The sequence below is a fragment of the Leptospirales bacterium genome, assembly GCA_019694655.1.
Lineage (GTDB): Bacteria > Spirochaetota > Leptospiria > Leptospirales > Leptonemataceae > SSF53.
The window spans coordinates 376,743-397,491 of the sequence record JAIBBN010000002.1 but is presented as its reverse complement, the minus strand read 5'-3'; the positions used below and the strand labels follow the sequence as shown (position 1 = coordinate 397,491).

20 protein-coding genes are annotated in these 20,749 nt (G+C 58.2%); all 20 read left to right on the top strand.

Translation table 11 applies throughout. The features are described 5' to 3' along the window. Positions 1–107 precede the first annotated feature (107 nt). Positions 108–458: a hypothetical protein gene (locus K1X75_05035; GenBank protein MBX7057408.1), complete on the top strand. Its 351-nt coding sequence runs from the start codon at positions 108–110 to the stop codon at positions 456–458. A 184-nt stretch (positions 459–642) separates the two neighbouring features. Beyond that, on the top strand, positions 643–1,764 hold the full coding sequence (locus tag K1X75_05030) for a M23 family metallopeptidase (protein MBX7057407.1): 1,122 nt from the start codon (positions 643–645) through the stop codon (positions 1,762–1,764). Between the two features lie 92 nt (positions 1,765–1,856). Then, entirely contained in the window at positions 1,857–2,666 is an 810-nt protein-coding gene (locus K1X75_05025) for a hypothetical protein (protein ID MBX7057406.1), read from the top strand. Between the two features lie 97 nt (positions 2,667–2,763). Next, a complete protein-coding gene (locus K1X75_05020; GenBank protein MBX7057405.1) occupies positions 2,764–4,542 on the top strand; it encodes a type II secretion system protein GspD in 1,779 nt (592 codons plus the stop codon). Between the two features lie 32 nt (positions 4,543–4,574). Then, entirely contained in the window at positions 4,575–6,251 is a 1,677-nt protein-coding gene (gene gspE, locus K1X75_05015) for a type II secretion system ATPase GspE (GenBank protein ID MBX7057404.1), read from the top strand. Continuing rightward, positions 6,251–7,477, top strand: a complete 1,227-nt coding sequence (locus K1X75_05010; GenBank protein ID MBX7057403.1) for a type II secretion system F family protein — start codon at positions 6,251–6,253, stop codon at positions 7,475–7,477. Before gspE ends, K1X75_05010 begins: the two co-directional genes overlap by 1 nt. 39 nt (positions 7,478–7,516) lie before the next feature. After that, entirely contained in the window at positions 7,517–7,993 is a 477-nt protein-coding gene (locus tag K1X75_05005; GenBank protein ID MBX7057402.1) for a prepilin-type N-terminal cleavage/methylation domain-containing protein, read from the top strand. A gap of 77 nt (positions 7,994–8,070) precedes the next feature. Further along, on the top strand, positions 8,071–8,598 hold the full coding sequence (locus tag K1X75_05000) for a GspH/FimT family protein (protein MBX7057401.1): 528 nt from the start codon (positions 8,071–8,073) through the stop codon (positions 8,596–8,598). Beyond that, entirely contained in the window at positions 8,595–9,182 is a 588-nt protein-coding gene (locus K1X75_04995) for a hypothetical protein (GenBank protein MBX7057400.1), read from the top strand. Before K1X75_05000 ends, K1X75_04995 begins: the two co-directional genes overlap by 4 nt. After that, a complete protein-coding gene (locus tag K1X75_04990; GenBank protein ID MBX7057399.1) occupies positions 9,179–9,862 on the top strand; it encodes a type II secretion system protein GspJ in 684 nt (227 codons plus the stop codon). The genes K1X75_04995 and K1X75_04990 overlap by 4 nt, the downstream gene beginning before the upstream one ends. A gap of 107 nt (positions 9,863–9,969) precedes the next feature. Then, positions 9,970–11,073, top strand: coding sequence for a general secretion pathway protein GspK (locus tag K1X75_04985; protein MBX7057398.1), 1,104 nt, complete (start codon positions 9,970–9,972; stop codon positions 11,071–11,073). Then, positions 11,074–12,735 carry a pilus assembly protein PilM gene (gene pilM / locus K1X75_04980; GenBank protein MBX7057397.1) on the top strand — a complete coding sequence of 554 codons (1,662 nt, stop codon included), beginning with the start codon at positions 11,074–11,076 and terminating at the stop codon, positions 12,733–12,735. It abuts the gene before it with no gap. Continuing rightward, complete coding sequence (locus K1X75_04975) at positions 12,728–13,240, top strand: type II secretion system protein M (GenBank protein MBX7057396.1); 513 nt, start codon at positions 12,728–12,730, stop codon at positions 13,238–13,240. Before pilM ends, K1X75_04975 begins: the two co-directional genes overlap by 8 nt. An 11-nt stretch (positions 13,241–13,251) precedes the next feature. After that, on the top strand, positions 13,252–14,247 hold the full coding sequence (locus tag K1X75_04970; GenBank protein ID MBX7057395.1) for a hypothetical protein: 996 nt from the start codon (positions 13,252–13,254) through the stop codon (positions 14,245–14,247). Further along, entirely contained in the window at positions 14,244–15,206 is a 963-nt protein-coding gene (locus K1X75_04965; protein MBX7057394.1) for a hypothetical protein, read from the top strand. The genes K1X75_04970 and K1X75_04965 overlap by 4 nt, the downstream gene beginning before the upstream one ends. Then, positions 15,203–16,675: a hypothetical protein gene (locus K1X75_04960; protein MBX7057393.1), complete on the top strand. Its 1,473-nt coding sequence runs from the start codon at positions 15,203–15,205 to the stop codon at positions 16,673–16,675. Before K1X75_04965 ends, K1X75_04960 begins: the two co-directional genes overlap by 4 nt. Next, on the top strand, positions 16,665–18,176 hold the full coding sequence (locus K1X75_04955; GenBank protein MBX7057392.1) for a hypothetical protein: 1,512 nt from the start codon (positions 16,665–16,667) through the stop codon (positions 18,174–18,176). The genes K1X75_04960 and K1X75_04955 overlap by 11 nt, the downstream gene beginning before the upstream one ends. A gap of 39 nt (positions 18,177–18,215) precedes the next feature. Then, positions 18,216–18,692: an SsrA-binding protein SmpB gene (smpB, locus tag K1X75_04950; GenBank protein MBX7057391.1), complete on the top strand. Its 477-nt coding sequence runs from the start codon at positions 18,216–18,218 to the stop codon at positions 18,690–18,692. Positions 18,693–18,733: 41 nt separating this feature from the next. Beyond that, positions 18,734–20,107, top strand: a complete 1,374-nt coding sequence (der, locus tag K1X75_04945) for a ribosome biogenesis GTPase Der (protein ID MBX7057390.1) — start codon at positions 18,734–18,736, stop codon at positions 20,105–20,107. After that, positions 20,104–20,748: a glycerol-3-phosphate 1-O-acyltransferase PlsY gene (plsY, locus tag K1X75_04940; GenBank protein ID MBX7057389.1), complete on the top strand. Its 645-nt coding sequence runs from the start codon at positions 20,104–20,106 to the stop codon at positions 20,746–20,748. The genes der and plsY overlap by 4 nt, the downstream gene beginning before the upstream one ends. The last annotated feature ends 1 nt before the right edge of the window (position 20,749 follow it).

Sequence of the window (20,749 nt, the reverse complement as noted above, 5' to 3'; positions counted from 1 at the left end):
GCGGTTGCCCTGAGCCGCCCCGATTCCACGTTGGAGCTGTGAAGACCTCTCCGCGCTTGGCTTTCATCTCGCTGGCGGCGGCTGCGCTGTCCTTTTGCAGCACCCGAATGATGCGCGAGCCCGACTACCAGGTTGTAGTGGCCGAGTCCGGCGCCAGAATCTATCGCGTACGGGAAAATATCTACAGCCCCTTCAGCCGGGAAAGCGAGGGGCAGCGCGAGGTTTTGTTCAAGCGCGGCGACCGAGTCCGAATCGTGCTCGAAAACAATGACGATTGGCTGCGAGTGCGCGCACTTCCCGCGCAGGAAAGCCTGGAGCAGAATCCTGGGAAGGTGATTCTCTACCTGGTCCGCTCCCTGCTGGTCCCCGAAGGCAGCGATGAAGAGCCCCCGGAGTACATTTCAGTCGAGCGATTTCATGCTGAACTGGACAAATTGCTGGCGCCCGCTGATCGTTAGCCCTTGAATCAGCAAGGAAATGCCCGCTGAGCGGCGGGCCTGGGCGTCCCCTGGCCGAAAATCCGATCCGGCGGGACTGTTCTGCCATTCGGCATTGACGCCCGCCTGGCCGGCGCCGAGCTGACTGCTGTCGCCGCTGCCGCTCATCTGAAGTTTTGGAGCAGAGGGCGCCGATAGGTAGTCTATGACTTTGGTGACCAAGCTGCGTCCACTGGCGCTCGTTGCGGGCTTTTTGCTGATGGCCAGCGCCGCCAGATCGCAATCGCAGAGTGATATGCTGCATCGCAGCGCAGTGGCGCCGCCAGAGGACCTACGTTCTGGCCTGAGCGGACAGCAGGAGAGCGACGAAATCGATCAGGAAATTGAGCGCTACTTCGCCAACCTGCAAAACACAGGGTCAACAGATCTGGACGCACAGCGGCTGGACCGACTCTTTGGAAGTTCAGGAGCTCCGGCGGATCATGGCAACGACCAATCTGACGCAGACACCTTTCGATTCAACAATCAGGCAAATGCTGACGACCAGGATATGCATTCGCACCGCGTGGCCACTGGCGACACGATCTGGAATATCAGCCGGCGATACAACGTAAGTACGGATAGTATCGTTGATAACAATCCGGAGCTGCGCAGCCGCCCGCTCTACATTGGCGAAGAAATTCTGATTTCAAATATCATTCAGACGCCGGCGCCCGCAGCGCTACAGAATCGGATGTATCAGGTCAAACGCGGAGATACTCTGTCCAGCGTAGCCCGGAGATTTCGACTGAGTCTGGCAGCGCTAAAGCGGCTGAACAATCTGCGTAGCAATCAACTGAGCGTCGGGCAACAACTGGTTGTTGGAAGACAATCAGGTCCGCCGCCCGGCTACCGTTACGAAGCGCTCTTCGAATGGCCCCTGCGCGGCGTGATTACTTCCGGCTTTGGCCGGCGCTTCAATCCCTTTGTGCGCAGCGCGACGCAATTTCATAAGGGCCTGGATATCGGCGCGGCAATGGGGACGCCCTTCAGCGCCTCTCGCGATGGTATTGTAATTTTCAGCGGCCGTATGGGCGGCTATGGAAATGCCATTTTTCTACGCCATACCAATGGTTTTGTTTCCGTCTATGCGCACTGTATGAAGACGCTGGTCCAGGCTGGCGACGTAATCAAGCGCGGACAACGACTTGGCCTGGTAGGTCGAACAGGATCGGCGACCGGGCCGCACTTGCACTTTGAAGTTCGTAAGTGGCGAAATCCAATCAATCCAATTGGTGCGCTGAATATGCGTGAACTGGTTCGCGCCAATCAGGTAGCAGCGCGGTAACCAGGCGGCAATTGGGCGCTTGAGCGGGCGCAGGAGACAGGCTTCTGGCCGAGTACATTCTCAAACTGCAGAAGAACGTCTTCGCCATCACAGTGGCTTCAGCAGCATTGCTGGGCGTGGCCCTTGCGTACCTTGGAACTACCCTGGTCCGCTTCTTCCTTGTCTCGGCCAGCTCGCTGGCAGCCGAGGCGCCGCCCGGCGCGCGACTTCCCGCGCCGGTTTTTGCTACGCGACCGTTGGAAGAGTACGCTTCCATTCCGACTGGCGCCTTCTTTCGCGATAGCGGCGCTGCAGCTCCCACGCCTGGCGAGGGCGGTCCCAGCGGCGGCGGCGAGATTACTCTGGTTGGCACTCTTGCCGGGTCAGCGGATTTTGCGCGCGCTCTGATTCAGGAGACCGGTCAAAGCGATCCGCAGAGCTACGGCCTTGGCAAGACGGTGGCCGGGTTCAGGATTGTTGGCATCGGATCGGATTATGTACTGGTGGAAAGCGGCGGCGCGCGCCTGAAGATTAAGGTAGGAGAAAAATCGGGCCAGGCTCAGGCGCAGCAGCCGGCCCCCGGCCCCGCGGCATCAGGCGGCAACGTGCAGCGAATCGTTGTCCAGCGTAGCAAGCTCAACGAAATCATGCAGGATCCGCGAGCCCTGGGGCAGGCCGGTATGCGTCCCTTCCAGCGCGGCGGACGAACCATGGGTTTGCAGCTGGTGCTTGTTCCGCCGAACAGTCTGCTCTATCAACTGGGCGCGCGAAGCGGCGATATTATCCGGCGTTTCAACGGACAGAGTCTGGAATCGAACGAAAAGATGCTGGAAGTGGTCAACGCTTTGCGTAGCTCAAGCCAGGTAACCGTCGATCTCGAGCGCGGGGGCCAGGTTATGACTTTTGACATAAGCATTCAATAGTCCGCGAATTCCCGCCTTTTTTGACCATCGCCATTGGATTCCCGCCGGGGACCTTTCCGATACAATACCGACTGCCTGGACCAGGGCGGGTACGACGATGTCTCACAGACTTTTGCGATTGGCCCTGCTTGCTCTGTTCTTGACTCAGCTGGCGATTCTTGCGCAGCCAGTGGGCTCACAACCAAGGCCGCGGGAACAGACCTTTGAGGCTAACTTCAACGACGTCGAAATCAAAGACTTCTTGAAGACCATGGCCCAGATTACCCGCCGCAATATCCTGGTCGATGATGCTGTGAAAGGAAAGATCACGATTGTATCGCATCGACCGATTCCGCGCTCCCGCGCCCTGGACTTCATGCGTCAGGTCCTGGAGGTCAAGGGTTACGGACTGATTGAAGATGGCGATCTGCTTCGCGTGGTGCCAATTGATGTAGCGCGCGATGCGTCGCAGCCTGCTGATCGCGATCCGGTGGAAGGAGAGGCCGGCGTCGTTTCCCGCGTCATTCAACTACCGGGCGGTGTGAGTCTGACGGAAATGGCCAACTTGCTGCGTCAGATTGCCGGCAAGAACACCCTGGTAATTCCTTATCCGCCAAGCAATACACTGGTGATCACTGGCTACGCAGTCAATGTGCGCCGCGCCGTGGAAGTGATGAAGGAAGTGATGAACTCCATGCGTCAGGGCGACGGCGGCGTGGCCAGCACGGAAAGCGTTCACATTTACCGTGCGCGTAACATGACGGCAGAGAGCCTTGCCAATGTCCTCACCCGTCTGGATACGCCGGTCGGTTCGGCGGACCCGGCGGCGCCGGGCGCAGCGCCAGGAACGGCTCCGCCGGCCGGAGTGCCCCCTTCCATCCCCAGACCGGCCGGAGGGAAGATCCGCGCCGTTGCGCACAAGGAATCGAATTCTATCGTAGTCACCGCAACCTCCGCTGAATGGTCCGAGATCGTTCAGATCATTGAGCGACTCGACAAGGAACGCAAACAGATCCTGCTGGAAGTGCTGATCGCCGAAGTTACCTCATCATCACTCAATGATTTTGGCATCGACTGGCGCGCCGCGCAACCCAACGCCCCCTATGGACAATTCAACACCGGCCTGGCGGTCGAGGGCAATCTGCTGGACTCCGAAGGGCAGATTACCGGCAACAATACGCTCAACGGATTCAGTCTTGGATTTCTGCGCCAGAGCGGCGATCTGCTGGCAATCTTGAATGCGAACATGAACAATCGGAACTTCAATGTTCTGTCCAGTCCGCAGGTGCTGACGCTTGATAACCAGGAAGCAGAAATCAATGTGGGTCAGGATGTGCCGGTGCGCACACAGGAGCGAACGAGCGGCGGCGGCAACGCCGAAGCGACGGTAAACTCCTTCGAATACCGGCCGTCCGGCATCAAATTAAAATTCACTCCCTATGTAAATGCCGAGGGTCAGATAGGATTGGACCTGTTCAGTGAAGTAACCTCCATTGAGGGCGGCGCCAGCTCAACAACCAATCCAACATTCAACAAGCGTAACATTAAGACCTTCGTCACCGTCCAGGACCAGCAGACGATTGTGATTGGCGGTCTGGTTTTCACGGAAAAGCTGCAAGAGATCACCAAAATCCCCTTGCTTGGCGACATCCCATTGCTGGGGCATTTGTTTCGCCGCAATACGGAGCGAGTGCGCCGCACCAATCTGATGCTGTTCATCACCCCCCACATTCTGGACAATCGCGAGGAAGCCGATCGTATTACGGAATACAAACGCGAGGAACAATCGCGCCAAATCCGGGAGCGGCACAATGATATTATTCTCTGGCCGGAACAATCCATTGACGGCGGCCGCCAGGAAGATTTTGACAGAATCGAGGACGATTTAGAACACTAACCGCGAGGCCTCTCGCTGCGGCTGATTGCGTCATGAAGAAGCGCCTGGGTGATCTTTTGGTCGATGAGGGCGCGGTAAGCCGCGACGAGCTCGATGATGCGCTCAAAATCCAGTCGCGATCGCCGCTCAAACTGGGGCAGATTCTGCTGAAGAAGGGGCTGCTTGATGAAGAGCAGCTGCTCAAACTGCTGGCCCGCCAGTTTGGCTACAAGTTTCACGAAAAGCTCAACTTTGCCTTCGATGAAAGCTTCCAGCGGATTCCGGTCAACCTGATCCACCGCTCCAGAATCGTGCCGGTCTGGCGTAAGGACCGCACAGTTCAAGTGGCCGTTTCCGATCCGACGGACATTCATCCGATGGACGATATCCGCAGCTGTCTGCGCGATTTGAAAGTCAGCTTCATCCTGGCGCCCGAGGCCGAGATCCTGCGCGTGATCCACGGCGGCTTTGATCAAGCGGCGGCCGCGGCTCGTGATGTGATTGAGGGCATCCGCGAAGAAGAGTATGCCGACTTCAGTCAGCTCAGCGAAGATACCCTGGACATGGCCAATGAGGCCCCGATCATTCGGATGGTAAACGCCTTGCTCACACAGGGCGTACAGGATCGCGCCTCCGACATTCACATAGAACCGTATGAAAAGCATCTCGATGTGCGTTATCGCGTCGATGGCATTTTGCATCGACGCCTTCAGCCGCCGAAGCTGATTCATGCCGGCCTTGTTTCGCGCATCAAGATTATGGCCAATCTGAATATTGCCGAAAACCGCATGCCCCAGGATGGGCGCATCAAAATCAAGCTGGCCGGCAATGATGTTGACATTCGCGTTTCCACTGTCCCTACGCGCCATGGCGAGCGGGTAGTGATGCGTCTGTTGAACAAGAGTGATGTTCGCTATTCGATCGAGACCATGGGTTTTGCCGCCGAGCTCGAAGCGCAGATCCGAAAGATGATCTTCGAGCCAAATGGAATCTTTCTGGTCACCGGTCCAACTGGCTCCGGGAAATCGACTACGCTCTATGCGGTTCTGACAGAGCTCAACCAGGAGCAGCGTAACATTTTGACGGCGGAAGATCCGGTAGAGTACGAGATCGAGGGCGTCGGGCAAATGCAAATGCAGGAAAAGATCGGCCTCAACTTCGCTACCGCATTGCGCGCGATGCTGCGCCAGGACCCTGATGTGATCATGGTAGGCGAGGTGCGTGATCAGGAGACAGCGCGCATCGCCATCCAGGCGGCGCTTACCGGTCACATGGTTCTTTCAACGCTGCACACCAATGACGCGCCTTCGGCGGTGACGCGATTGATTGATATGGGCATTGAACCCTATTTGATCACTTCTACGGTGCGCGGCGTCCTGGCTCAGCGACTGGTTCGAGTCATCTGCCCGCATTGCAAGACCGGATACAAGCCCAGTCGAGAAGAGCTCAGCGATGCTGGAATTCGCGAAAGCGAATTGCATGGCGGCCAATTGTATCGCGGCGCCGGTTGCACGGAGTGCGTTCAAACCGGCTACCGGGGCCGCGCTGGAATCTATTCGCTCATGCTGATGGATAGCGATGTGCAGAAATCGGTCTTACGCGGCGACGATTCCGAGCAAATTGGGCGGGCCGCCCAGGAGCGGCAGCAAATGCGAAGCTTGCAGGATTATGGCCGCTGGAAGGTCATCGAGGGCGTTACTACGGTAGAAGAAGTACTGCGGGTCACTTGATGGCAATCTATCGATATACGGCCCTCAATCGCAAGGGTAAGGAAGAAAAGGGGATTGTCGACGCCCCCAATCCAATTCAGGCGCGAAAAAACCTGAAAGCTCGCGGCTACTACGTGCGAGCTCTTGCCCAGGATACAGAAAAGAAGGACCGCGACCTCTTTCCGTTTTTGACCAGGCTGCTCTATCGCGTTCCGCGTCGCGATGTCGCCCTTTTTACGCGGCAGCTGGGCACGCTGGTTGGCGCGGGGCTTCCGCTGGATCGGTCGATCGCCAACATAGTAGAGCAGACCGAGAACGAGTATCTCAAGAAGGCGCTCATTGAAATCCGCGCCGGGATCATTGAGGGCGAAAGTCTGAGCGATGCAATGAAGAAGCATCCCGCAATATTCCCGGCGGTCTACCACCACATTGTTTCCGTCGGCGAAAAAACGGGCGCTTACGACAGCGCTTTGCTTCGGCTGGCCGAGCTGGAAGAGGCCAACCTGAAACTGCGCAACAAGATTACAACTGCCTTCACCTATCCAGGAGTCATGTTGTTGATGCTGGGCGGCATTGTAGTATTTTTGCTGCGCGTCGTTTTTCCGGTGATGCAGCGGCTTTTTACGCAGCTCGATGCCAAGCTCCCGCTGATCACGCGCGTCTTTCTCGCCCTCTCCGAATTGCTGGGACCGCCCTACATTTTTTTGATTCTGGGCATGGCGATTGTCGGCAGCTATATATTCTATCGCTGGAAGAATACGCCCAGCGGCAGCCGGCGCTGGGAGCTCTGGAAGATGAGCCCGCCCGTCACCGGAACGCTCTACAAAAAGGCATTGCTGGCGCGCTTTGCACGCAATCTGGGCGTCATGCTGGAAAACAGAGTCCCCTTGATCCCGGCGCTTCAGGTGGTGGGGGAAGTGGTGGATTCCGGCATTTTTCGGGAAGAAATCCATACTGCCATCGACCGCATCAAAGAGGGGGCGCGAATTTCGGAATCGTTTCGCGATTCGCGCGTGGTCAATCAAATGACCCTTGGCATGCTTGCGGCCGGCGAGATATCAGATTCCGTGCCCCAAATGGTGGCGCGAATTGCGGACGTCCTGGACAATGATGTTGATTCGGCGGTGCAGCGTTTGGCCAGTTTGCTCGAACCCTTGATGATGGTCCTCATGGGGATGACGATATTAATGGTTATGCTGGCTATGCTGCTTCCCATGTACAACTTGACCAGTCAGATTCGACATTGAAAATTGAACTGCGCCCGCACAGCGGACGCCGAGGTCCCAATGAAACGCGAAAGTTCCTTCTCAAGATCAAGAGCTCGCTCCTTACGCCTGGCAGCGCGCTGCCGCGCTCGGCTGCGAGCCGGCGTGACCCTGATAGAAATGGCCGTGGTCATCGCTGTGCTGGCATTGATTTTTGTGCTCGTCTACTCTAACTTGAATCTGAACGTAATCGACGACGCCAAAGTCCTGGTTTTCACCGGGCAAGCCAAGACCCTGCCGATTAAACTGCAGCGCTGGGAGTTAACTCACGGCTCGCTGGCCGACGGGGCCTCCCTGGAGCAGATTACCGATGATCCCGCCGAAGTGAAGGATCCGTGGGGTCATCCCTACTTTGCCTGTGCCGGCAGCGATGGTCGGGTGAACCAGATCTGTTCCTGGGGCGCCGACGGCGAGAATAGCAGCACGCGCTTCTTTATAACGCAGCGCAGTAGCTGGCCATCGGAATTTCGGCCGGAAGACAAGCCGCAGGAGCAGTAGGTCGTCGGACGATGAGCGCCCGAGCTCTGCCGCAAGTCGGCTGCCGCCGCCGGCTTGCGCCTCGACTGCGCGCCGGCATGACGCTCGTTGAGATTATTGTTGTAGTTCTCTTGTTGTCCTTTTTGACGCTGATTTTTGCGCCAGTCATTGCCCAGTTCTTCTCCAGTCTGAGCAGCGATGCGCCAGCAACACTGTTGGCCGGACACCTGCAGTTTTGCCGCAGCACCGCGATCAAGTCCAATCAGATTGTAATTTTGCGCCTGGACCTTGATAAGCGAGAGTACGAGGCTTACACCTTCGACCGCGAGCAGGACAAACCCAGGCGTCGGCAGCTTATCGAAAAGGTGGAGATCCCCATCGAAGAGGTGCGTACCGCCTACAGTGCGAGCATCAGCAGCGGAGGAATTCAGGTTTATTTTCTGCCTTCGGGCGTTGCAGAAGAGCTGCAGTTCCGCTTTTCATCGGACGGCGAAGCGCCGCAGTTGCTTTGCTACGGCCGATTTACCGGGGAGACGCGGCTCTTACGCGGCGATGAAGCGGGCGCCGAGCACGGCTGTTTCGAATTGTACCAGGATGCTCCGCATTTGTCCGGGGGCGTCCAATGAGGCGAATATCTCTGAAGCGAATCAATCGCCGTTGGCGGGTCATTCAGATATTGCTGCGGACGAGGGCCGCTGCCGCTGGCTATACGCTGATGGAAGTAGTCATGGCCATGATGGTGGCTTCGACATTTACGGTGATGGTGCTTTCCTTTATCGCTGAAGGACTTGGCATGCTTGTCGAGTCGGAGAAGCTTCAAGCAGCAGCTGCTGCGGCCCAGTTGCGGATGGCTATCCTGCGCACCGATCCCGATCCTGAGCCAAGCGAAAAGGAGGGGGCAATTGGCGGCGGAGTTTTCCAGGGCATGCAGTACAAGCTACAAGTTAGCAATAGCGAGATCGATCTGGCGAAGGTTCAAGCATCGGGCGATCTGGCGACGCCGGCGCTTGACGATGCAGCGCCGGCCGGGCCTCAGAACAGCGCCGGCGCAGCCGAGTCCCAGGGCGTCAGCGAACGCAGTGTTACCGGCGGAATTATCCCGGTGAAGAAGATCCGACTGGAAATCAGCTACCCTATTGGCAGTGAAACAGGCAAATTGATCATCCATACGATGCAGCCGCGACGGCCCGAGGCAGCAAACGAATCATGAGCGCGGCAAGCGCCAGAAGGCTGCACAGACTGCGCGCTTTAAGCGGCGAGCATCGCAGCGGCGTAACTTTGACGGAAATCAGTCTGGTACTTCTGGTGTCGGGTATGCTCCTGCTGCTGGTCTTCGGAATCGTCGGCGGTATGGTACGCATTACTGGCAATGCCGGGCCGGAAAGCAAGGAGCGCGGCCAGGCCTTCCTTGCCCTGGAAAATGTCCGTTCGTCGCTGGCCATGACCTACTTCAACAGAGAAGTCGCGCGTCTGTCATTCAAGGGCGACAAAGACTCAAGATCGGGACAGCGCATCGATCATCTGACCTTCTCTTGCGTGAATCCGTACGCTGACGAAGCTGGTCTTGCCGCTGTACGCGATATCACCTACTTCTTGCAGGAACAACCGCGCGGACAAAACGGGGCGGATCAACTCTACGTTTTGGTTCGACGCGAGAATTACATCGTTGGCGCAAAACCGGGCGAAGGCGGGGCCAACTATCCACTGGCGCGTAACATCGAAAGCTTCCGGTTGCGATATTCGCGAAACGGCAAGGACTGGCTGGACGAGTGGGATAGCAGCAGAGATCGAAAGATCCCGCGTTTAATTCAAATTCAAATCAAGGCGCGTATTGGCGACCGCACGGAACTCTTCGAATCTGTTGCAGCGCCGGGGATCTATATCCGATGAAGCTGCCGTCCTTTGGCTTCCGCTCCCCGCGGCCGGACGCACAGCGGCCGCAGCGGCGCCTGCTTTCTTTTGGCCGGCGAATATCGTTCAGCCGACGCGGCGCGGTTGTGTTGCTTGCCATATTTATGGTCAGCTTCTCCTCTTACCTGATTGCAGAGCAATTCATGGACAGCGTCACCGACGACTACTTCGCTGTTCGTTCGGCTGCGGATGGAATGCGCGCCCGAGAAGTTGCCATGGCTGGCTTCCGCGCCGCCCTGGGCGCAGTGCAGACCATCCCTGAGGAGTACCTCTATACCCAGGGTTTTATTGGCAAGGCGCCGGAACTGAAGCTGGCGGAGGAATGTCAGGACGAAAAGAAAGAAAATTGTCTGATATACTTTGTTAGTTTTCGCATACTACCGGAGGACGGGAAAATCAATCTGAACAATCTGGTTGCCTACAACGATGAGAGCAATCTCATTCAAAAGGGCATAGTTGCCAGACTCTTTTCGTCGTTTCAAATACCGCAGGGCAATCTGGAGAACCTAGTCGACTGGATTGATGCCAATGATATTTCCAGCGGCGGGGCCGAAGCCAGCGCCTATCGAGCGCTGCGCCCGCCGCGTGAAATCAAGAATTTCCGATTGTTCTCCCTGTCCGAGCTATGTCTGGTGAAAGACTTTAACCGCGAAATAGTCTACGAGAGCCGTGCGCCTGAAGGCTGGGTGGAGAACTATCATGCCGCCAGTTTTCAAAGCGAGGACGAGAAATACGCTCTGGCGCCGGAGGATTGGATTCTTTCGAACAACGTAACGGCCTATGTCCCCGCCAGCGAGAGCATAGACGATAAGATCAATATCAATGGCGCCCGTTACTACACATTGCTTTCGCTTTCCGAACATATGAATGATTCGGCCGTTCGCGCGCTGTTGAAGCTACGGCGAAAATCCCAGGGCTATATCAAAAGCCTGTCCGAGTTGCGCTCCTTGCCAGAGTTTCAGTCCAGCGTCGGCGATCGGCTTACGCTCTACGATGAGCTGGCCGGCTCCGGGGGCGATATTTCCGGCCTGGTCCGTACGGAGGGACAGTATTATCGTGTGGTTGGATTGGGGACAGTGATCCGGCGGGTCGATAATAATGTCGATGAGCAGGATGTGCAGGCTGTCCGTCGGGTCTGGGGCATCTGGGACCGACAGGGGCGGCAGCTGATCTACTATGCCGAGGATTGAGTGCAGATTTTTACTGAAAAGGCTCTGATCATTGACTATGGCAGCGCACTGATTAAGGGCGCTCTGGTCGAGCTGAGCGCTGGCCGCCGTCGGGTGCTGCGCCTGGAAAGCCTGCCGGTGGTCAATATCCGGCGAGATTCAGGCCAGGACAATGACGATCTCAGCGGCGTGAGCGAGTATGAATACAATCTCGTTCGCTATGTACAATCTTTCTTTCCCGACGAATTGAACTTTGTAATGGTCATTCCCAATGACCGCGTCTACGTGCGCGATATTTCGGTGCCGGCTTCCAACCTGAAACAAATAGCCGAGATCATCCCGCATGAGGTCGAAAGCATCGCGCCTGTCTCCCTGGAGGAGGCTGAAGTGATTGGTCAGCCCTGGGAGGTGGGCGAAGAAAATGCCAGCGTCCTGAGTTTTATGGCGACTCACGAAAGTCTGGAGCAGGCCGTGGCGCCCTTGCTGCGCGGCAATGCATCCATTCGAATGCTGACCATTGACGCCCCGGCGCTTGCCGGATTCCTCAATTTCCTGGGCCCCGAGGGAACCAGCGGTACTGGCATCGCCCAGCTTGATATTGGCGGTCGCATCTCTATCTTCAACATAGTACAAAACGGAAAGCTGGCCTTCACCCGTCAGATTCCCTTCGGCGGGGAGGAGATCACGCGGCTGGTGGGCGAGCGATTGCAGCTTGATCCGGCGGCGGCCGAAGAACGCAAGATGCAGCTCGAGCTCGATTTGCAGTATGATGAACGTCGTGCTGATCGGACCGAAGCCTTCTATCGTCGCAATCGTATCGATCGCAAACAATACGCTGCCCTGGCCAAAGAAATACGAGCCGCCTTCGCAGAACTGGCCGAGGACGTACGGCGCAGCGTCCTGGCGGCGCCCGGCGGCGAAGTACAGGCAATTTATTTGAGCGGCGGCGGATCGCAGCTGGGCGGGACGGCGAGTTACCTTGAGGATTTGCTGGGCGTCCATGTTCGCCAGTATCCGCTGGAGCTTTCGAACGGCGAGGACCCCGCCTTGTGGGCCACGGCGCTTGGGGCCGCCGAGCACTATGCGCTCAAGGCGCCGGAACGTTTTGATTTCTTGCGCGGCGCATTCGGCGCTAACTTGCGCGGAGGAAAATTCAATTTCAGCTTCTTCTCCACGCCGGCCATCCTTAGCCTCGGGGCCATCATACTTTTTCTGGCCGGCTTCTTCTTGAGCATCTACAAGGATACGACTCTCATCCGAAGTTATCGACAGCAGATTGCCGAGCTTGCCCGCGGCATTCCGGGTATGCCGTCTAATGGCGACCCGGCGGCTATGCGCCAGGCGGCGAGCAAGATCTGCATGGATCGTCTGCAGGCGGTACGCGGAAAGAGCGGAGGTCCGCGCTTCGTGGATTTCCTGAAGACGCTGAGCGAACTGACTCCGGATCGAAGCGCCATTGATCTGCGGGTCAATAGCGTTCGGTATGATGGTAAGACGGCGGACATCGATGTGGAGGTCGCTGACCTGAATCAGCGACAGGCCCTGGCTGAAGCGTTGAAGCGCAGCTCAATGTTCTCTGATGTAAAGGTGGAAGGGCAGCAGCAACCAAACAGGCGCTGGCGCGTGATTATCAAATTGAGTTTTAATCGGGCGGAAAGCAGTCAGGCCGGGAGTTGTGGCTGAGATGCTGGAAAAACTTGAACCGCGCGAACGAACAGTTGTTATTGGAGGCGCGGTCGTCGCTCTGTTAGCGCTGGCGTTTCTGGGCGGCAGCTGGTTTGTACGCGCCCGAGCTCAAATTGCTCAGCGCGTTCAGCAAAGCCGGGTAATCGCCGGCGAAATGACGCAGCTGAAGCGTCAGATTCTGTCGATGCAAGCCGCCAATCCACTGCCGGAGCAATCTTCCTTCCTTCAAAATGTTAACAACTCGCTGACCAAGTTCAATCTGAATTCCAGCTCATTTCAGGAAACGGGAACGCAGACTCAGAACGGGCAAACGACCTACGGCGTAAACATTCGACTGGCGCAGGTGCGATTGGAAGACCTGATCAAATTTCTGCATGAGATGGAGTACCCAAGAGAACTGCCGGCGCCGGTAGTGGACAATATCAAGATTCAGAGGGCGCCCTCGGGCCGCGAGGTCTACGAGGTAACAATGACTATCACGCTGACGGGCGCGGCGCGCTAACAGGGAATGCTATGGGCGATGAGGAGTATCCTGTAGAAGCTGAGGAGGCTTTGCCGCCGCCCGAGGCGTCGCTTGATGCAGATGACCCGATGGCGGAGGAGGAGCCATTGCCGCGGCTCTCGCTTCGTCAGCGCGTAATCGTATTCGGCGCATTTCTGGCAGCCTTCTTGCTTTCCTTTTTTCTATTCCTGCCCTATTCAGATATTGTTCGACCGCTGCTTGCTCGGGGCCTGGGCGGGCAAGCGCGGCTTGAATATGCCAATCTGGATTTGAATCTTTTCCGAGATGATGAGGTCGAGTCTCCTCGCGTCTCCTTGCATAGCGGGCTTACATTGCGCGCGGACCGCATATCCTCGAGCCTCGGGTGGATGGCGCTCTTTGCGCGAACTGCGGACGGCGGCCTTCGCGCTCTTCAATTGCAATTGCAAAACGGCAGTCTCGACCTCAGTATCGTTAGCTTGAAATTGCGCGCTGATGGCCTTGAGTTTGGCCGCGGTCTGGGAAACTTGCGCGGAAGGCTGCGCATTGAAGCCAGCGGAATTAGAATTCTGCAGGCGCCGGGGCTGGCAGGGGATTTTCTTGGAGGCGACCGAGGGATTTTCGATAGTCTACAGGCCGAGTTGACTGCAAGCGGCAACAACCTGAGATTTAATTCGCCGCTGGAATTGAGCGGCAACCGATTTCGGATCAGAATCGATGGCCAGATACAGCTGGGCGGCTCCGCTGCCAGCAGCACTCTCAATCTGAATGTTTGTATCAAGCCTGCTGCGGATCTGGAGCGGATTGATCCTGACCTTTTTCAAATCTACATTTTTCAAGGCGGCGCAGCCGGGGGACAGCTCTGCAAGGAAATCACTGGCCCGCTTGCAAATCCGCAGGTAAAAGGAGGCGGCGACGAAACTACCAACAGCAACCCGTCGATCCCCGCCGCTCCGATTGTGCCAGGCGCATCGCCGCCGGAAGGATCGACGCCAGCTGCAGCTCCGCCTGAGGGTCGCAGCCAATGACCCATCGCGATTCGAAATCTACCGCGTTGCTGAAAACCGCGCTGCTTGTGGCGCTTTGCGCTACGCCGGCCGCGTTGCCAGGAGATCGGCAGTCGGCGGCGCCGCAGATCCAATCGCCGGCGGCCGCCGACTTTCCGGCGCAGCGCCTGCAGGCCTGGTTGAGCCGCAGCCGCGCTCCTGGCCCTTCAAATGTTGAGGCTGAGCGCCGAGAACTGCGCGTTCTGCTGCCGCGTCGCGCCTATCGTTTTGATTTTTCCTGTCCCTTGCGAGGACAGCCGGAGGCTGCGCCGCCCGGCTCTCTGCAGTTGATCATCGGCTGTTCCAGCCTGGCGCCGGGCATCCAGTTAAGCGAGGCTGCTGCCGAGGAGCAACTCTCCGGATTTCGCGGCGCCCGAGAAAGTGTACTGGGCGTACTCTATCTGCAACGAATTGACCTTACGTCGACAGGGCAAATCAGCTGGAGCTGGACGCCGGGTCAGCTTCGCTTCTCCAATCCCTTTCTTGAGGCGCTGCACGCCGCACAGCCGCGGGCGCCGGCGCCGGAGCTGCTCAATCCAGTTTTTGTTCAACGCGCCGGCGGCGCTTTGCTGCGCACATTGCAGCTGGCACAGCAGGATCAGGTCTACAGAAAGCACCGCAATTTGTTAGAAGACTGGCAGGCCGTTGTGGCCCCCGGCAGCTGGCTCAAGCTGGATGCTGGCTGCCCGCTTCGCCTCTTTCTTGCGGCGCGCCGTGAAAGCGGTCGCGAGCTCTACCGATTGCCGCTGCGGATCGAATGTTTGCAATCGACGCCGCCGCCCTTGCTCATTGGCGAAGCTGAGTATCGCCGCAGCCGACTGGAGTTGCTTCGCGGCGGCCGCCGCTACACAGCGGAAATTCTACCGGGACCCTTTCAGATGAATGGCAATCGCCTGGCTTTTACAATTGATGAGATCCGTGCCGTGGAGGAACTGCGATGAGAGTGCGTCCCTGGCCGCTTGCTGCTGCTCTGGCCCTTGTGCTATTCTTGCGCGCGCCGCTGTACGGCGAGGATTCCTCGCGGCCGCCCGAAGGGCAACCCGTGTCTGGCGTCGCGAGTTCTGCGCTTCGCGAACTACGCATTGTACAGAAGCTGCCGCGTGTCGACGCGCCCTGGCTTGCCAGCCGCTTGCAAGAACGGCGCGCGGTTGCCCTGGAACTTGGCGATTATCTGCTTACAGATCTAGATGCTGTACGCTACGCTCAAGTCATCGAGGTATACGATCAGTCGCAGTGGCGCACGTTGCGTTTGAAACATGCGGCCACAGACTGTGCGCTGGCTTTGCTGCAGCGGACCGATGGCACAACGACGCCCCGGCGAATGGTATCAGCGCCGCCCGGTGCAGGCGCCGGATTAACGGTTGTTGGCTTTCCCCGCAGCGGCGAGGATGAAAGTGCATTGCCGGCGGTATTCCGCGGTTTGAGCCGCGAGGGCGTTTCTGGCAGCGATATAGATTTCGCTTTGCAGGGCAAGGTTGCGATGGTTGGCGAATTGCCGGACGGAGAGCAAATCTACGCCAGCGCCGTTGCAATGAGCGAAGGTCGGGCTCTGGGCGTCATTCACTGGGATGATCGTCAAAGCGGTCGATTCATGCCAGCGTCCGTGATTCAGCGCGTCCTCGATGATGTTGCCGACGGCGCCTACGATGGTCTACGGCGGACGGGAATTGACCTTCTTCCGGCCCGACACAGTGCGCTTCGTCGCTGGCTGGGAATCGAGGGAAAGCCTGGCGGCGCGTTGGCGGCGCGCATCGAGTTTGGTTCGCCCGCTTATCGTTTGCTGCAGGCCGGCGATGTACTGGTTGAGGCCGGCGGAGACATGATCGCGCCAGACGGTCAGGTAATGACCGCTGCGGGAGCAATACCGCTGGATCTTCGCTATTCCCTGGCGCCGCAAGGACTGAGGATTCGGCTGCTGCGCAACGGCGTAGAGCAGAGCGTTGAGTTGCCGAAGAGCAGTTACAGTGGTCCGCCGCAATTGCGTCGCTCCATGGAAAGCGTGCGTAGTTATTTTCTGGCGGCGGGGCTGGTTTTTCAGGAACTGGACTACGATTTGATTCGGCAAATGCAGGGGAGCAGCGCGCTGGCCGAGTATCGCTATCGCTACTTTGCCGCTGACCAACTCAATGAGGAAGCGGACCGCGATGTCCTGCTGACCAATCGCCTGGAGGATCGCGCCAATGCAGGCGCCGCAAGCTTTGTTGGCGGCGTCGTGCAGTCGATCAATGGCCGTCGCGTGCGCAGCCTGCGCGACCTTGCCCGCGAGTGGCGCGAACTGCGAGCGACGCGAGTCGTGCTTCAGTTTCTGAATCGAAGCGATGCCCTGATTCTTGGGATCGAGGAAGCGGGAGCTATAGAGCGACGTATCGAAGCTCGCTACCAGCCACAGGAGGCCGGTCGTGTTCATTGATGGCAAGACATCTTCGATTTTGAATCCTTTCCTGCTCCTGCTGGCCGCCCTGGCGTTCTGGCCGATCGGCGCGGAGTCGCCGCCGCCCGCCGTTGAGTTGCGGATTGGCGTTCGTGAAATCTCACATCGCGAGCCCTGGCGACGCGAGCAGTCTTCTTTCAGCGTGCCGGCCTTCAGCCTGGACGGTCGTCGTCTGGCTGCATTGAATCCGAGAATGCTACAGAGCACCGGCGCCCTCGTTCGACCGACGGGGGCCAGCGACTATTCACTCAACTACATCTGGTTCGATCCAGAGCTGGGTCTTTCCTTGCTTCAGGTCGATGCCGGCGCTGGCGAGAGCATGCCTGGTAGATTGGAGCTCGGTCGCATGGACTACGGCCGCAGCGGCCAGACGCTTGAAGCGGTCGGCGCCGTTGAGCGTCGCTTGCCCCGCCGGAGCGTGGTCTACGAGGAGATAGTCGTTCGCCACACTCCGTGGGGTGAAACGCCTCTGCCAGCTTTGCGCTTGAGCGGTTGGCAGCGCCAGTCGGGACCTGGCGAGCTCTTGCTACTGCAGGGGAAACTGGTTGGCGTAGTCTTCGAGGAGCAAGGAGGCTCGGCCTATGCTCTGCCAGCTGAACTGATACAGGCCTTCTGGCAACGCGCCTTGCGTATGGAAGGGACTTCCAGAGAATCCACAGAGCAGCAAATGTACAGCGCGCTGCCATGGGCGGGATTCCACTGTCGCCCGCTGAGCGACGCAGAGAGCAGAGCGCACTACGGCGTCGAGGCGCGTTCCGGGGCCTGCATTGTAACGGAGGCCGGGCCGGACCTGACCGGCGCCTCGTTGACGCCTGGAGACGTGATCGTAGGCATCAATGGCCGCCGCCTGCCTGATTCGGCGATGCTTGCCGCCGGTCCCTTCGGTCCGCAGCTTCCGCCGCTGGCCGCCCTGTTTCAGCGCGGTTCGCTGGCAGCTCCTGGCGATCGCTTGCTTCTGGACGTTGTTCGCGGCGGCGAGCGTCGCAGTGTAGAGCTGAAACTGGGCGCATTTGATCGCCGCCAGCTGCGTTGCCCGCGCGAGTTTGACTTCCCCGCCTACTGGGTTGTCGGCGGACTGGTCTTTGTTGAGTTGAGCGATCGATATCTGCGCGAAAATCCGGATGCTCCCTGGCGGCTGCGCTACCTGGCGCAGAGTCAGCGGCTGCAATCCGCCGCAGATGGCGAACGCTTTGTTGTTCTGGATCGGGTCTTGCAGACGCAGGCAGCCGCGGGCTACCAGTGCGACGCCTGCCTCACGCTGACCGTCAACGGCGTTGCAGTGCGAAACCTCCGACAATTGAAGCGGCTGGCGATTCAACGACTCAGCGAACGACAGGATTTGATCATTGGACTGGAAGGCGGAGCGACGATTGCACTTGCGGCGGAGCAGATTGCGGGCGCCGACCAGGAAGTCAGGCAACGCTACGGGATCGAATTTCTGGAGGGCGGACCTGGCGAGGCCGGAGGTCCGCGGCCTTAGATCCAGTAGCAGACTTCAGCTCGCGGGCCTGCATTGACTATGGCTCAGAATGCATCAAGGAAGGCGCCGCCGGCGATCGAGAATCGCAAGGCTCGCCATAACTATGAGATCCTGGAGACGATTGAGGCCGGTCTGGAATTGCGGGGAACGGAAGTGAAGTCGTTGCGGGCTGGCCAGGCAAACCTGACCGACGCCTACGCGCAGCCCAGGCAAAACGAACTCTTCTTGATCAATCTCAAGATTCAACCTTATGCCAATGCAACGCATTTCAATCACGAGGAATCGCGTCCGCGTAAGTTGCTGCTGCATCGCAACGAAATTACGGATTTGAGTTCGCGGATCCAGGAAAAACGCCTGAGTGTAGTGCCGCTGAAGATGTACTTCAACGAGCGCGGCCGGGTCAAGGTGCTGCTGGGCGTTGGCCGCGGCAAAAAGATGGCCGATAAACGCGAAAGTGAAAAGAAGAGCGAAGCGAAGCGCGAGATGGAGCGCGCTTTGCGCGAAGCGAATCGTTGATTATGTCTGGAAAACGTAAAAAACTGCCGCGCGTCGCGCTCGTGGGACGCCGCAATGTTGGAAAGTCCACGTTGCTTAATGCGCTCTACGGCCGGCGACGGGCGATCACCGATGATACGCCAGGCTTGACCCGCGATATTCTAGAAGTTGAAATTGAGCGCGGTCCCTACCACTTTGTGCTTTGCGATACGCCGGGACTGGACATCGAAGATCCAAACGAGCTGGAGGCGACAGTTCTCAAGCGAGCCAGAGACTTCATCGCCAGCGTCGACCTCACGCTCTTCTTGCTGGAAGCGCCGGCCCCGGCCGCTTTTGACTATGATTTTCTCGCTCTGCTTCGTAGCAGCGGATCAAAGGCGCCAGTAGCATTTGCCGTTAACAAAATCGATGGCGCGTCCCACGCCGCTGAAGGCCTTGCCGAATTTTTTGAAATGGGTCTTCTGAATGCCACGCCAATATCGGCCCGCGGGCGCTGGAATCTGGAAGCATTGCTGGAGTCCATGGCCGAACAGGCGCCGTCCTTGCGTCGCGGCAATGGCGCGCCGCTTCGCTCGCATGCGAAGGGGCAGCGCAAAGACGATTCAACGGTTTTTCCCGAGCGCAATGCCGAAGAGACGCGTATTGCAATCGTAGGTCGACCCAACGCTGGCAAATCTTCGCTCTTCAATCGCCTGGCTGGAAAAGATCTGTCGATTGTTTCCGAGGTCCCCGGCACAACGCGTGATACGGTGGACACCATCTTAACCTACCAGGGACGCCAGGCGCGAATTGTCGATACAGCTGGTTTGCGCCGGACGGCTAAGTTGCGCGAAGAGAAGGCGCGAGTAGATTTTTTCTCTACGACGCGCACGCGTCGTGCAATCCATGACGCGCGCGTTGTCATCCATGTACTGGATGCAACTGCCGGCGTTACCGATTTCGACAAAAAGATTTCCGCCATGGTCAACGAAATGCGTCGGCCAGCTATTCTGGCCGTAAACAAGTGGGATGCGCTTCCGAACAAGAACCAGAAGACAATGAGCGAATACCGGGATCGGCTCGAGTTTCTCTTTCCCCACGCCCGGCGCTTTCCGGTTGTCTTCTGTTCGGCCCTGAGCGGACAGCGGATCGGAGATCTACTGGAAGCCGCCTTTGATCTGGACCAGCGTATGCGACTGCGTATTCCTACCGCTGAGTTAAACAATCGCGTTCAAAATTGGTTTCGCGGAGCGCCAGGAACGCGCGCCGGATTGAAAATTCTCTACGCGACGCAGCCGGAAACCGAGCCGCCGGTGTTCGCCCTTTTCGTGAACCGGCGCAAGGACTTTCGGCCCAACTTGAGCGCCTATATCGAAAATCGGCTGCGCAAGGAATACAAGCTGGACGGGATTCCGCTGCGCCTCTATGTCCGGGAGAGCGGGGCGGATCGAAAATGACAGAGACGCAAGGATTGCTGCTGCTCGGCGCGCCGGTCGCCTTTTTGATGGGCTCGACTCCCTTTTCCTATTTGCTGGCGCGCCTGCTGGCTGGCGTTGACATCCGACAGGAAGGCTCCGGCAATCCCGGCGCAAGCAACGTTTATCGAGTGGTCGGGCCAGCGGCGGGCGTGGCCACCCTGATCCTCGATGCAGGGAAAGGAGCGGCGGCCGTGTTGCTGGTCCTGCCCTGGCGCAACGATTTGAGCGCCGCCGCACTGGTCTGGCTACAAATCGCCTTTGGTCTGGCCGCCGTGGCTGGCCACGTCTGGACTCCTTTTCTTGGCTGGAAGGGAGGCAAGGGCGTGGCTACATTGATCGGCGTCTTTGCAGCACTGTTCCCGCTGGGTATTCTGGCGGCCGCCGGCGCTGGCGTCATTGTCATAGGGATTTTTCGATACTTCTCGTTGGGCAGCCTGGTTGGCGTGAGCATTCTCCCCCTGGCCTATTTCCTCTATGTTGATGAACCCTGGCGCTCCGATCATCTGCCGATTCTCTGGATGACAGTAGCGGCCGTTTTGATTACGCTCTATCGACACAGCGAAAATATCCGGCGGCTCTGGCGCGGCGAAGAGTTGGGAATGGCGCATTCCAGACGCTGAG

Excerpts from the sequence above, each read along its gene's own strand:
- K1X75_05035 (MBX7057408.1), top strand. The coding sequence starts at position 108 with ATGATGCGCGAGCCCGACTACCAGGTTGTAGTGGCCGAGTCCGGCGCC.
- K1X75_05030 (MBX7057407.1), top strand. The coding sequence starts at position 643 with ATGACTTTGGTGACCAAGCTGCGTCCACTGGCGCTCGTTGCGGGCTTT.
- K1X75_05020 (MBX7057405.1), top strand. The coding sequence starts at position 2,764 with ATGTCTCACAGACTTTTGCGATTGGCCCTGCTTGCTCTGTTCTTGACT.
- gspE (MBX7057404.1), top strand. The coding sequence starts at position 4,575 with ATGAAGAAGCGCCTGGGTGATCTTTTGGTCGATGAGGGCGCGGTAAGC.
- K1X75_05010 (MBX7057403.1), top strand. The coding sequence starts at position 6,251 with ATGGCAATCTATCGATATACGGCCCTCAATCGCAAGGGTAAGGAAGAA.
- K1X75_05005 (MBX7057402.1), top strand. The coding sequence starts at position 7,517 with ATGAAACGCGAAAGTTCCTTCTCAAGATCAAGAGCTCGCTCCTTACGC.
- K1X75_05000 (MBX7057401.1), top strand. The coding sequence starts at position 8,071 with ATGACGCTCGTTGAGATTATTGTTGTAGTTCTCTTGTTGTCCTTTTTG.
- K1X75_04995 (MBX7057400.1), top strand. The coding sequence starts at position 8,595 with ATGAGGCGAATATCTCTGAAGCGAATCAATCGCCGTTGGCGGGTCATT.
- K1X75_04990 (MBX7057399.1), top strand. The coding sequence starts at position 9,179 with ATGAGCGCGGCAAGCGCCAGAAGGCTGCACAGACTGCGCGCTTTAAGC.
- K1X75_04970 (MBX7057395.1), top strand. The coding sequence starts at position 13,252 with ATGGGCGATGAGGAGTATCCTGTAGAAGCTGAGGAGGCTTTGCCGCCG.
- K1X75_04965 (MBX7057394.1), top strand. The coding sequence starts at position 14,244 with ATGACCCATCGCGATTCGAAATCTACCGCGTTGCTGAAAACCGCGCTG.
- K1X75_04960 (MBX7057393.1), top strand. The coding sequence starts at position 15,203 with ATGAGAGTGCGTCCCTGGCCGCTTGCTGCTGCTCTGGCCCTTGTGCTA.
- smpB (MBX7057391.1), top strand. The coding sequence starts at position 18,216 with ATGGCTCAGAATGCATCAAGGAAGGCGCCGCCGGCGATCGAGAATCGC.
- plsY (MBX7057389.1), top strand. The coding sequence starts at position 20,104 with ATGACAGAGACGCAAGGATTGCTGCTGCTCGGCGCGCCGGTCGCCTTT.